General features: G+C 49.8%; 10 protein-coding genes, 1 pseudogene and 1 other annotated feature. Of the genes and pseudogenes, 4 read left to right on the plus strand and 7 right to left on the minus strand.

The window, feature by feature from the left end:
* Positions 1-46 precede the first annotated feature (46 nt).
* The 5 genes from ASG02_RS09995 to ASG02_RS10015 form a co-directional block, all read right to left on the minus strand.
* Positions 47-1,330 (minus strand): methyl-accepting chemotaxis protein, encoded by a 1,284-nt coding sequence (locus ASG02_RS09995; protein ID WP_056063034.1) that lies wholly within the window; start codon positions 1,328-1,330, stop codon positions 47-49.
* Positions 1,331-1,500: 170 nt separating this feature from the next.
* Positions 1,501-3,009, minus strand: coding sequence for a peptide ABC transporter substrate-binding protein (locus ASG02_RS10000; protein ID WP_056063036.1), 1,509 nt, complete (start codon positions 3,007-3,009; stop codon positions 1,501-1,503).
* A 95-nt stretch (positions 3,010-3,104) separates the two neighbouring features.
* Positions 3,105-3,341, minus strand: a binding site (T-box leader).
* Between the two features lie 61 nt (positions 3,342-3,402).
* Positions 3,403-3,795: a hypothetical protein gene (locus ASG02_RS10005; protein ID WP_056063039.1), complete on the minus strand. Its 393-nt coding sequence runs from the start codon at positions 3,793-3,795 to the stop codon at positions 3,403-3,405.
* Positions 3,796-4,073: 278 nt separating this feature from the next.
* The gene (locus tag ASG02_RS10010; protein ID WP_056063042.1) at positions 4,074-4,904 is read right to left on the minus strand and encodes a GNAT family N-acetyltransferase; all 831 of its coding nucleotides are present in this window, start codon (positions 4,902-4,904) and stop codon (positions 4,074-4,076) included.
* A gap of 64 nt (positions 4,905-4,968) precedes the next feature.
* Positions 4,969-5,451: a hypothetical protein gene (locus tag ASG02_RS10015; RefSeq protein WP_056063044.1), complete on the minus strand. Its 483-nt coding sequence runs from the start codon at positions 5,449-5,451 to the stop codon at positions 4,969-4,971.
* A gap of 137 nt (positions 5,452-5,588) precedes the next feature.
* Between ASG02_RS10015 and ASG02_RS10020 the strand changes: the two genes are divergently transcribed.
* The gene (locus ASG02_RS10020; RefSeq protein ID WP_050678728.1) at positions 5,589-6,092 is read left to right on the plus strand and encodes a hypothetical protein; all 504 of its coding nucleotides are present in this window, start codon (positions 5,589-5,591) and stop codon (positions 6,090-6,092) included.
* Positions 6,093-6,175: 83 nt separating this feature from the next.
* On the opposite strand, the gene ASG02_RS10025 is transcribed toward ASG02_RS10020, so the two are convergent.
* Positions 6,176-7,441, minus strand: coding sequence for a HAMP domain-containing sensor histidine kinase (locus tag ASG02_RS10025; RefSeq protein WP_056063046.1), 1,266 nt, complete (start codon positions 7,439-7,441; stop codon positions 6,176-6,178).
* Positions 7,438-8,094 carry a response regulator transcription factor gene (locus ASG02_RS10030; protein ID WP_056063048.1) on the minus strand — a complete coding sequence of 219 codons (657 nt, stop codon included), beginning with the start codon at positions 8,092-8,094 and terminating at the stop codon, positions 7,438-7,440. Before ASG02_RS10030 ends, ASG02_RS10025 begins: the two co-directional genes overlap by 4 nt.
* Before the next feature lie 130 nt (positions 8,095-8,224).
* Here ASG02_RS10030 and ASG02_RS10035 point away from each other — a divergent pair, with 130 nt between their 5' ends.
* The 3 genes and pseudogenes from ASG02_RS10035 (at position 8,225) to ASG02_RS10045 (ending at position 13,373) form a co-directional block, all read left to right on the plus strand.
* Positions 8,225-9,382 (plus strand): hypothetical protein, encoded by a 1,158-nt coding sequence (locus ASG02_RS10035; RefSeq protein WP_056063051.1) that lies wholly within the window; start codon positions 8,225-8,227, stop codon positions 9,380-9,382.
* Between the two features lie 198 nt (positions 9,383-9,580).
* Entirely contained in the window at positions 9,581-12,406 is a 2,826-nt protein-coding gene (locus ASG02_RS10040; protein ID WP_056063054.1) for a GGDEF domain-containing phosphodiesterase, read from the plus strand.
* A gap of 86 nt (positions 12,407-12,492) precedes the next feature.
* A pseudogene (locus tag ASG02_RS10045) lies at positions 12,493-13,373 on the plus strand (YitT family protein).

Here is a 13,373-nt window from a genome sequence, read left to right on the forward strand (position 1 = left end):
GCAAAAAAATCGCACATCCTGTTTAGATGTACGATTTTCTCATAGCTTACAGACGCGTCGCACCCGTCTCTGCTTGTAATTGTTCTGCTACTGCAACCAATTCTTCCATTGCGCCGTTCACTTCACCGAGTGATGCTGCTTGATGGCTTGATGCCTGCAAGACTTGTTCCGCGTGTTTCGATGCTTCCTCGACCATTGCGAGGATATTCGCAGTTGTTAAACCGACCTGATCAATCTCTTGATCCGATTTGACGACGAGTTGGTCAACTGATTTCACGCGTGAATAGACGTTCTCTGTTGAATGATGAATCTCTTCGAACGACGATCCTGCTTGTTCGACGAGTCCAACTCCTGTTGCTACTTCACTTTGAACATCCGTCATCGCGTTCGCCGTGTCATTAACAAGACGTTTGACGCCAGAAATCAAATCAGTAATTTCTTTTGCAGATGTTGCTGTCTGTTCCGCGAGTTTTTTGACTTCTGCTGCGACGACGGCAAAGCCACGTCCTGCTTCGCCTGCGCGTGCCGCTTCAATCGATGCATTCAAACTGAGTAAGTTCGTCTGTGCTGAGATATCACTAATGACATCCGTGATCCGCGAAATCTCACCTGTCATGTCCGTCAAACGACCATTGAGTGTCGCTGACTGTTCCATCTTCTTCGAAATCATATGCATCGCTTGGACGGAATCTGTTGCGAGTGTCTTCCCGTTCTGGGCTTCCGTCTGCATGACAGTCGCTGATTTCAACGCTTCGTTCATCTCTTTTGCGACTTCATCCATCGTCCGTTTGACCGCACCGAGGGCGTCCATCGACAAGTAGGCTTGATCGACGTTTTCGTTCATCTTCGCGGACAACTCTGCCATCGCTGAACGGATGCTTTCACCCGACGCATTGCCTTCTTGGACTGCTGCTGCGATTTCTTGCGCGGACGCTGTCAGTTTATCGCTTGAGCTGCCCATCTGTGTCGCTTGTTTGCGAATATGTAGAACCATGACTTCGAGTTCATGCATCAATTGGTCGACTTCATCCCCGCGTTTTGCTTCTTCGAAATCGACATCGAAGTTGCCGTTTGCGACTTCGCGTGCCGTTTCGGTCGCCTTTTCAATCGCTTTGATTGGTTGACGCAAAATCAACTGAATCAACGACGTCCCAATCAACGATAACAGTAAGCCAATCCCTGCTCCAATCCAAATCGCGTTCGTATCCGCGACATCGAGTCCCCGGTGGAGATAAAGCACAAGCTGGGCTGAGATGCCGCTCGTGATGACCGAGATGGCTAAGACCCAAAAGAATAACCGTACCTTCAAGTTGCTTCGTAATTTACGCATAACCGAAACTTCCTTTCCTGTATCTTCTTTCACCGTCCTCTCTATCGGTTTCTTTTGGAACCGTTTTAAGTCAGTTGACCCGAATTTCAAAAATGATTTCATTTCCAGTGTTATGACAAAAGTCCATCAAAAAGAGTGATGGATCAAATCATCCATCACTCTCTCTTATCTTATTTCCGCTCAATCTCAACATACTTATACGAAATATCCGTTCCGACATTGTGTCGGGCAAGATTCTTCACTTCCGTGTTTTGCAAGAAGGCATTCTTCCGTTGGTAGACCGGCGAGATTGCTTGATCGTCGAGCAACACGCTTTCCGCTTTACTGAGTAAGGCAAGACGCTTGTCTTGATCGAGTTCACTTTCAGCCTGTTTCAAGAGACGGTCATACTGTTTGTTCGAATAATCCATCATGTTGAACGGGTTACCCGTCGTGAACAAGTTCAGGTATGTCGTTGCATCCTGATAATCTGGTGCCCAGCTAGCGAGTGACAGATCGTAGTCCCCTCGTCCTTCACGGGCGAGGCGTTCTTTCTTCGGAAGTGACAACAATTTGACGTCGACGTTCTGCTTCTTCAACGCGCCTTGGATGTACTCACCGATTTTTTTTGAGACATCGTCGTCTTCAATCAACATCGTCAACTCAAGATTTTGCTTTGCCAGCACTTTGTTTGCCGCTGTAACATCGTACGACGATTCGATTTGACGCGCACTATCGTATTTCGGATCAAGTTCTTGCGGTACGATGTAGTCAGCAGGGAGTGATCCGTTTCCGAGCAACGTTTCCGTCATCGCTTTTTTATCATATGCCGCATCAATCGCTTGGCGTGTCTGTTTATCTTTTAAGGCATCTGTCTTTTCGTTCATCCGGATAAAGAACATCCGCGAATCGCTGAACGTGTTGTACTCTTTTTGATCCTTGTACGTCACGACGTTCTCCGAGTTGAGTGGCGCGACATCCAGTTCACCGGACTCGAACAAGTTGATCGCAAGCATCGGATCCTTGATGATCTTGACGTCGACTTCATCGATCTTGACGTTTTTCCGGTCTGCGTACTCAGCATTCTTCGCGAGCGTGTAGCCTTGCTCGGCTTGATATTTCTTGAACGTGAACGGTCCGTTGTAGACGTTCGTCTTTGGATCCGTTCCGAACTGATCGCCTTCAGCTTTGACGATATCTTCCCGGACCGGCATATAGGTGCCGAACGTCGTCATGCTGAGGAAGTACGGTGTCGGACGTTTTAATTCAATTCGGAGTGTCTCGTCATCGACCGCTGTCGTTTTTTCGACCGGCTCAAGCAAGTAAGCGAACGGTGAGTTCGTTTTGACGACACGCTCGAACGCATAACGGAAGTTCTCCGCTGTGACGGGCTTTCCGTCTGACCACTTTGCATTCGGATCAAGCTTGAACGTGTAGACTTTTCCGTCCTCTGATACGCTATGCGATTTTGCTGCTGCCGGAACAAGTTCGTTCTTCTCATCAAAACGATAGAGTCCTTCGTAGATTTGATTGAAGATGTTTGACGTGATGGCATCTGACGGGTCAACCGACAAGAGATCATAACTTTCCATCGTATGCAGGACCTTCTTGTCCGCTTGTTTATCTTCTGCTGGTTCTGTCGTTGCACATCCTGCGAGTAAAACTGCCGTACTCGCCGCTGCGATCAATGTCTTTTTCATGTGTAGTGCCTCCTGAGAAATGTGATGAGCGTTGGATGATTCGGCATTTGACGTACAACAAAAGGCGTCCTCTACGCATAGCTAACAGCTAATGCATAGAGGACGCCTGTATCCGCGCGGTGCCACCTCTGATTGAGACGAAAATCGTCTCCACTTGTCGCTGGTCCAACAACCAGCTAGCCCGGTAACGGGGGCAACCGTCCTGTCTACTCGAAGGTTCAACAGGCTCTCAGCGGTCCATTCTCGTTCAGCTTACCGTGTCAGGCTCTCACCATTCCTGACTCGCTTGGTCGGCAGTGTTGACGATACTTACTCCGCGTCGTCGATGTAATTGATATGGCTTAACTTGTTGTTTACTTTACACGGCTTGTTTTTCGCTGTCAACGAAAAAAGTCAGAACGGATGGTCTTCTTGTTTTTCTTGTTCCCGACGGACCGGACGTGGTCGAATCGGTTCGACGTGCTTGACATGTGTCTGTGTGACGATGCGGTTACCGAGTGCAGTATCGACCAAAATCGTGATCGCTGCTGCCATGTGTAAGAACATCCCGACGACCGGAATGACACCGACCGTTGATGCGACGATCCCGACGATATTCCCTTTTGAAACATTTCCAGCACGTGCCGTCAATACGACGACGACGATGTGAAACGCGAGCATCAACCACAGGGCATTATAACCTGAGAAAAAGACGATTGAACCACCTAAGAGCGGAATCCCAAGTACCGCTTCCATTCCACCTGATACCCACTTCAACGTCCGCAATGAATCCTGTCGACTCTCCATGACGTCGCCTCCTCTTTTTTTCCATATGTCTAGTATACGACGGATTGCAGAAAAGGTTCCAACGTTTTTGTTTAGTTTCTGTATTAATCATCACAAAAAAAGAACGATCCGGAGACCGTTCTTCGATGAGGCATCACACGTCCACTCGACTCCTACAGGAAAAAGCGCAGTCGCGCTGTCAGAGAAAAACAAGACCCGGCTCTGCGTCGAAGACGACAGTGCCGCGGCTTGTGTCTCGCCTGAGGAAAGCGAGTGGAAAAATCGTGATGCTCATTCAATTAAACCGCCAACACGTGGAACTGATAGCCACGATGCACGACGAATCCTGCCTCTTTGTAAAGATCGAGTGCCCGGTCGTTGTCCGTCTCGACGTCGAGTTCGAGTTGTGTCCGACCTGTCCGGAACAACGCTTGAACCATCAACTTCAGCATCTTTTTGCCGTAACCATTGCCCTGCGCTTCCGGACGAACCGCAAACGCATGAATGCTCGCTTGTGTGTCGGAAGCGAGGTAGGCACGGATGACACCGACCGGTTTGCCGCTTGCGACACCGATGAAAGTGATCCGGTCATCGGATTCGATTGCTTGATAGATCGACTCTGCTTCTTCGTCCGTGTTCCCGAACGATTTACCGAGGGTCTCGACGATGAACGGACGATCGTCTGCTGTCGCTTCGCGTAATTCGAAATCCGGATCGGCTTTTAAGAACAACTGCGCCTTTTTCAAGATCATGTTGTACTCGGTCATCCGGTACTCAGCACCTAATCCTTCGAGGACAGCTTGACCTGACTCACTTGCGTCGTCAATGACGAACGTAAATGCTTCGACGCCTGCTTCCGTAGCACGTGCGTGCGCCGCTTCGACAAGTGCCGTGAAGACACCTTGTTTCCGGTAATCCGGATCGACAAAGACATTCAATTCCCATTCCGTCGGTAAGTACGCGAATGCTTGTAAATATCCAATCAATTGCTCGCCATCATAGATTGCGAAATCGTTCTCGCCAACCCAATCGGCTGCGACTTTTAATTCAATGCCATCGTGATCATTGACACATTTTTCGAGTTGTAATACATCTGTTGTTTGTTTGACGTCTGCGACGTTCCATTCCATAATTCACTCACCTCATTTTCAACTATACCGAACGAACAAAAGAAGCACTAGCAAAAGCTAGTGCTCATTGCAGTTTGAATGTCTTCATCATCTGCGGGACGTCCTTGACGATCAAATTCTCGATCGCTTTTTTGCCGACAGCGCCTTTGACAGCTTCCGTCGGTAAGACGTAGTAGTACGTTTTGCTACCTTTCGTCCCGAGATATGTACCATATCCGATTTCACGGTCGAACTGTTTTTTCGAGAGCTTCTTCGGCTCGTAGTTCAAGTTGACGAGCAGTTGATCCGCTCCTTTGACTTTATAGTACAACGCGAACGTGCCGCTTCGCGTGACGACACCGTATTTCGATTTAACCGTCTTGTTCTTGACGAGCTCGACTTTGTCTTGCTGGATCACTTTTTTCAACGCGTCCGTCGTTTTGACGGTATAGCCGAACGTCTTGTTCGCGACGACCCCTTTACTGTATGTCACGTTACTTGCGGCAAAACCCGTCACCGGAGTCAGACATGCTCCGAGTAAGACTCCTGTCATTGCGATTCGTTTCATGCTGACTCCCCCTTAAAATGATCGATAGTAATGGATTCCCTTTTGTGAAATAGGTAAACTCTATTCTCGAAAAAGATTTGACGGAATTGTCTAAATTTCTTACGATAGGGATAACGAAACGAAATGGGGTTAAAGCGATGACTGAACAAGAACAATTAACGCAAGAACAGCTCGATAACTTGCTCAAGAATGCGTTTGCAATGCAGGTTCCGATCCTCGAGAAGTTCATGAAGGATACACACGATCGTTATGCACTCGCAACGACGTCGTTCAAGCGTGACATGGAAGCGATGAAAGAGACGGAATGGCATCAGTTCTTCGCGAGTAAACTGTTACCGCACTTCTTCCTCGAGCACCTCGGATTCGGGGCATCGTTCCGCTTCAACGGACACGATAAGGAAGTCGATCTTCCAGAGAACGTCGTGCCGGTCCGTAATGATGCCGATGAGCAAATCGACAAGGTCGTCCTTGGGGTCAAAAAGGCGATGCAAGATGAGCACATCAAGAATCACGATCTTGTCGCGAACTTCTATAAGGAAACACTCGAACTCGCTTGCCAGATGGGCAGCCGTGTCGGGATGAGCGATGAGTTCTATACTCTCGTCAAACCAAGTCTCGTTCATGCGAACGACGGTCAATAATCGTTACATTAATTCAAGAGAGGTCAGTTCCGGAATGGTTTCCGAAAACTGACCTCTCTTTTTGTATGTTTGATAGAATCCGCTTAAAACCGAACGTAGAACACCGCTCCCCCACCATTCCGGTCTCGAACACCATACGCAAACTGATGACTATCGAGAATCATCCGACTGATCGCAAGACCGAGTCCATGCCCGGCACTGCCTTCTTGTTTGACGTAGACGTCCCAGATCGTCGCCCGGTCTTCTGCCTGAACTCCCGCTCCTTCATCCTCGACCGTCAACTCGTCATGCGTTAAGAGAACGGTGACCGTCCCGCCGACGGGTGAAGCAAAACGGGCGTTCATCAAGAAGTTGATCAAGACGCGCTCGAACATGCGTGGATCAAGTGACTGCCTAACCGGTTGTAGCTCCGTCGCCAGTGTCAGTCCTGCCTGTGTGAACGTCCCGCGCAGGCGTTCAACTGTCGCAAGCACGAGTTCATCGAGTGACACATCCGTTTTTTCAAGCGGCATCCGTCCACCGGCAAGCTTCGAATAAAGCAACGTCTCATCGATCAGATGACCGAGTCGATCCGTCTCCTCGATGATACTCGTCGTCACGTCGGGCAATTCAGCAACGGGAATGACACCTGCCGCGAGTGCCTCGGTCTCGTTTCGAATGATCGCGAGCGGTGTCCGCAAGTCATGGGTGATGCCGGCAATGAACGTCTTCTGTAGATGATCCTTCTGCTTGAGTTGCGTCTGCATCTCGTCGACTGCGTCAATCAATTCTCCGACTTCATCCTTCGGTCGTGCTGGCAAGACGACGTCCGTTTCACCGGCACCAATCTTTTGGGCAACGGACCGAAGCGTGACGATAGGTCGCGTCAGGTGCCGTCCCATATAGTAAGCGAGTAAGGATGCGAGTAATAGGGTCACGAGTAACGCGAGTCCAATCGCGAGATAAACACCACTCAGGGCACTACTCGCAAGTGGTGCTTGTCGGACCGTCGTGATGCGCGTTCCATCAACCGTCAACTGATACGTCAGCAATCGTTCGTCTTGTACTTCGATGACGTCTTCTTTCTTCAGCCCATCTAAAAGTGGCAATCGTCCCGCCGGTCCGCGCGCCCCAATCCGTTGCGTCAACCCGTCGGTCGTCAAAAATCCTTGGATGTCACGCGGAATCGGCGTGTCGGCTTCAATCGCTTGTTTGATGATGTTCGCTTCCCGCGCGAGTTGATCGTACCGTTCGCCTTCTGCGAATCGATTGACGAGGAACGCCGTCAAGACGAAACTGAGGATCCCCATCACGAGCAGCGGACCGACGACAGCGTATAAAAACTTACGCATCAAAGAACGTCGTTTCATTCAATCGCCTCCAATCGATAGCCGACCCGATGAACCGTCTTCAGTTGTCGTTTAATGATAGGCAGCTTATCCCGCAATTGTTTGACGTGCGTGTCGACGGTCCGGGTATCACCTCCGAACGCATAGCCCCAGACGTCATCAAGAATCTGATCCCGACTGAGTGCCTCCCCGAGATGTTCGATGAAATAAAGCAACAGTTCGAACTCCATCTTTGCGAGACTGACCGCCTGTTCCCCCGCTTTGACTTGGCGTCCCTTCTCATCGATTGTCAAGTCACCAAACGCATGGCGAGCGACCGGACGGACTTTAAGTGCCCGTTCAAGCCGGATCGTCAACTCCTTCAAGACGACTGGTTTGACGAGATAGTCATCAGCACCGAGTTCAAGTCCGAAGACGCGATCATCGGCCTCTCCACGCGACGTCATCATGAAGACAACCGGTGGCTGAACTTGTGATTTGATGCCTGGCACGAGCGACCAACCGTCACCGTCCGGTAAGCGGACGTCGATCAAAACGGCATCAAACGCTGTCGTCAAGCACTGTTTCGCCTCCGCCAATGAACCAGCAATCGTTACGTCATACGCATGGTGACGGAGGAAACGTGCCGTCACCTGCGCTAATTTTTGTTCATCTTCAATCAATAGTACGTTCATGGTCATCCCTCCACTCCTAGTGTAGCGCCTTTTTGTCCAGATTTGCCTTTCTTCGCAGTTTCTTTGCAACTTCCTCACAACTTCTCTTTCGTGACCCTCTACCATAAAAGGTGAAAGGAGTGATCATCCCATGACATTCAAAAAACAATGGATCACTGCATTGACAATTAGCGCATTAACAGTCGGAGGCGCGTCAGCCTACGCTGCGACGAACGACGACTCGAGCACGACGACAAAACAAGCGAAACACGGGCACCACTTCGAAGGTATGAAAAAGCACGACATGACGTTACTTTTGAAAAAATTGAACCTGACACAAGCCGAGGCAGATGCTGCCCGGGAGAAAGGACAATCGATCGCTGATCTCGCAAAAGCAAAAGGCATCTCGTTCGCTGATTATAAAAAAGCGGAACTCGCAGCAGCGAAGGAACAACTGGCAAGTCTCGTCAAATCAGGTGATTTAACACAATCGCAAGCCGACGACATGTTGAAGCGCCAAACGGACCGGTTCAGTGGCGTCAAGAGCTACGCTGAACTCAAAGACAAGCTGCCGATGGGTCGCCACGGCGGACCAGGTTTCTTCAATGAATCATTGATCGCCGACGTCTTGAAGGCACTTGGACTGAGCCAGTCGAAATTCGATGCTGCCAATCAATCGCTTGCTGCGTATGCGAAGGCACAGTCAATCAAGGTCGCCGACTACAAAAAAGCATTGCTTGCGGCGCAGACAAGTGAACTCAACCAACTCGTCAAAGATGGAAAGATGACGAAAAAACAAGCAACGGAAATCAAGTCTCGTCTGACCGAGGAATACAAGGACGCGAAGAGCTACGACGATCTTCCGGATCGCGGTGATCACAGTAAGCGTGGTGACCATGGACCAGGTGGTGTCTTCGGTGACTCGACATCCGCAATCTTAAAAGCACTTGGACTCGATGAAGCGAAATTCGAAGCTGCAGAGCAATCCTTGCCTGAATTCGCGGAAGCGAACAAGATCGCTTACGCCGATTTCGAGAAAGCCGTCCTGACAGCACAAACTGCTGCGATTGATCAACAAGTCAAAGATGGCAAGCTGACAGACAAACAAGCGAAGCAGATCAAGGAACATATCCAGTCTCGAGCTGACGAAGCCTCAAGCTACGATGATCTCAAAAAAGGTCCAGAGCGCGATGGTCATGGTCGAGGACACGGACATGGTCCGGACGGTGACATGGGACCAGGTGCACCGGATCAAGGAACGGATGCGGACCCAAATGCCAGTGACACGTCCGTCGATTTAGCGATTTAAGATTTCGACCGAAGCTCCTTCATGAGAGCTTCGGCTTTTTTCTGTTCCATTTAGGACAGATGTCTTTTGATCGTGATTTTCATATACTGGTTCACTTTTTTGAAAAATAAGTCTATTTCTTGAACGAAGGTTGCAATTTCCATTTCCTACACCCGATACTAGTAAAGAGAACGCTAGTATTGTAAGGAGGTGACGTGGATGGCTTTTCATGAAGCGATGAATCGGATTCGTCAATCCGACAAAGCCCCACTCTATATCGGTGGACTTGAAGTGTCCCGTCCGGAAACGGCGGAAGCCTTCTTTCAGCAACAGACAGATGCAATCTTTTTATTCGATGCCTCTGGAACGATCATCTATTTCAATGAACAGTTACCAGACATGCTCGGTTATTCCGCTGAGACGCTCTATGAGCATTTCGCAGTGTTCAATCCGCCAGATCAAATCGAAGCGGTGACTGCCTTTTTCACACGTGCCTTAAGTGGCGAGACCGTTCATTATACGGCACAAGGACTCCACGCTGATCAACACCGGGTCACATTGAAGATCACGAACATGCCAGTCGAACAAGATGGACAAGTCATCGGTGTCTATGGTGTCGCGCGTGATATCACACGTGAGACACAACTCGAAGAAGATGTCACGTCGATTCGCTCTCAACTCGAACTGACGGAACAGATTCCGGAACTCATCGTCTTCCATTTTGATGTTCAAAAGCAGACGATCGAATTCTCCCCTGCCTTACTGCATTTTTTAGGCCTTTCAGAAGTCGATGCGACGACACTCGATCAAGCACAACTGTTCAGTCGGATTCATCCACGTGACTTCGATCCGCTTCAGTTCGAGATGGAACGTTTGATTGCGAATGAAAAGGAACGCTTTGAAATGGAAGTCTCCCTGCTGACGGCTGACGATACCTATCAGCTGTTACGCTTGAAAGCCTTTCACCGTCCGCACCATCCGAATCATCTGTCGGTCGTCCTGTATGATTTATCGGAAGTCGACGAGGCACGACGTCAACTCGTCACGGAACGGGCGCAGGCGCGTGAAATCTACGAAGCCGTCAATGCCGCGATCTCGCAAATTGACTTAATTTCGGGGCGAATTCTCTTTCACTCACAAGGGTTCCTGCACATCTTCGAAGAGTTACCGCAGGACTTAATCCTTAGTCACGAATGGTTATTCGAACGATTAGACGTTCGCGATCATGCGGCGATGAAACAGTTCATCGGACGGTTAGTCGACGGTCAGGCGGGAACGATTCAGTACCGTCTTCACTTTCCAGATGGTCGTATCAAATGGATCGAGGACCAACAGATCCCGGTCTTCCAACTGGACGGCACGATTGCCTATACGAATAGCATCATGCATGACATCACGCTTCAAAAAGTGTACGAGGAACAATTACGACAGCTCGCTTTGCGTGACGCCGTGACGCGCCTGCCAAACCGGCAAGCGCTCATCGAGACAATCGACGCGTGGCAAGAAAAGAATCAATCGTTCTTCGTTCTCACCGTCTCCTTCAACCGAATCGCTGAGATCAACAACGCCTTTGGACACGGTTCCGGTGACCAATGGTTACAAGGAACGGCAGCTTTATTACAACAAACGAAACCGGACGAGACGTTTCTCGGGCACCTTGGCGGCGATGAGTACGCCTTGCTCGTACCGACGAGCTATAAACAAGACGTGACGACATGTGCGCAGTCATTGCTCGACTTATCGGAAACACCGATCTCAATTGAACCGTATGCCTTGTTTGCGCGGATCTCGGTCGGGGTCAGCCGGTATCCGGAAGACAGTACGGACGCCGTCGAATTGTTAAAGCATTCCTATACCGCCTTACGACGATCGCGTCGTGAAAATCATAGTACGATACACCACTACGCATCGAATCTCGATATCGATTATTACCGGCGCTACCGGCTCGAGCAGGACTTACATTACGCGATCGAACGTAATCAACTGTTCCTCGAATATCAGCCAAAAGTCGACAGCTGGACAGGAAAGATTGTCGGTTTAGAAGCGTTGATTCGCTGGCAACACCCGGAATGGGGACGCATTCCACCAAACGATTTCATTCCGCTTGCCGAAGAGAGTGCCTTACATGTCGCAATCGGCGACTGGGTCGTCGAGACGGCGTGCCGTTCGATGCAAGACTGGAAGGCGACTGGAGCAGAGCTTGTTCCAATTTCCGTCAACGTCTCACCGAAACGATTCTTGATCCCCGGCTTCGAACACCATATCGAGCGGATGCTGTCGACGTACGATCTTGCGCCTGAGTTACTTGAACTTGAAATCACGGAAGCGGCTTTAATCATGGATGATCCGATGACGAGCCGGACGCTCGAATACGTCAGCCGGATCGGTGTTCGGATCGCACTCGACGACTTCGGGAAAGGCTATTCTTCAATGGTTTACCTGCAACGGTATCCAATCGACGTCATTAAGATTGATCGGCAGTTCGCGACCCACATTACGGATGACGCCAAAGCCCAAGCGATCGTCAAAAGCATTCTCTATATGGCAGGTGAGTTCAATCTGACCGTCGTCGCGGAAGGCATCGAGACGCTCCGTCAGCTCGATACGTTTCGGACGCTCAATTGTCCGAGTATCCAAGGCTATCTATTCAGTCGCCCGGTTCCAGCGGATGTCATGGAATCGTTCCTCCTGCGGGAGATTTTGTATCCAATTGAAGCCTGTTCCTTATCGAGCGATACCATCCCCCGTTTTTCCGTCTCTGGGAAAGTTCGCATGCTGACACATCATACCCAGTCGTTCGAACTGCCCTTCTCAGACATTGAAGCGCATCAAACGAGTACGCGGGCACTCTATTTTTCGTCAAAGACGTTGTTACCGTTGTCGGACGCAACGTTTGAGATTCGCTTGAGTGAAGGCGTTCAACTCGTCTCCTGTACGGTGACGATCACCGGACAACAAGATAATCAATACATCGGTGAATATACGAATCCGATCGAAGCAGAACAGATCATGCGCTTCTTCCAGTCGTTACGATATCGCCCTTGACCTCTCCACGAAGACGTTCACACACGTCTTCGTGCTTTTTTGTTATAGTAATCGTAAAGCGTTTTACTTCAGAAGGGAGGAATGGCATGCAGTCACCACTACCTACGAAACATCATCGCCGTTCTACGAAAGGTCAGCTTTTTCGACGATTCCTGATGCTGACGATCGGTGCCATCATCTTCGCGCTTGGACTGAAAGGATTCCTTGTTCCAAATAACATCATCGATGGCGGGATTGTCGGAATCTCGATCATCGGCTCAAAAGTGACCGATACGACGCTCGCCTTATGGCTGTTCTTCTTGAACATTCCATTCATCTTTTTTGGCTACAAACAAATCGGAAAGACGTTCGCCCTATCGACGTTATACGCAATCTTCGTCATGGCGATCGCAACGAAACTCCTCGAACACATCGGTCCGCTGACGAGCGTGGATTTGCTCGCGACCGTCTTCGGTGGCTTGATTCTTGGAATCGGCGTTGGAATCGTCATCCGTTCGAGCGGTTCACTCGACGGAACCGAGATTCTCGCTGTCTCCTTCAGCCGCTCGACACCGTTTTCAGTCGGTGAGATCGTCATGTTCTTCAACGTCTTCATCCTCGGCGCCGCTGGATTCGTCTTCGGTTGGGACCGGGCGATGTACTCGTTGATCACCTATTTCGTTGCTTTCAAGACGATTGATGTCGTCATCGATGGACTCGATCAGTCGAAGAGTGTCTGGATCATTCGGAGAATTATGAAGAGATTGGTCTTGCAATCATGGACCGACTTGGTCGAAGCATGACGTACTTAAACGGAGAAGGTGCCTTCACCGGCGACGGCAAAAAAGTCATCTTTTGCGTCATCAGTCGCCTCGAGGAATCGAAACTCAAAGACATCGTCCGCGACTTCGATGAGCAAGCCTTCATTGCGATCGGCAACATCCATGATGTCCACGGCGGTCGCTTCAAGAAAAAAGATATCCATTAA

The organism is Exiguobacterium sp. Leaf196, assembly GCF_001423965.1.
GTDB lineage: Bacteria > Bacillota > Bacilli > Exiguobacteriales > Exiguobacteriaceae > Exiguobacterium_A.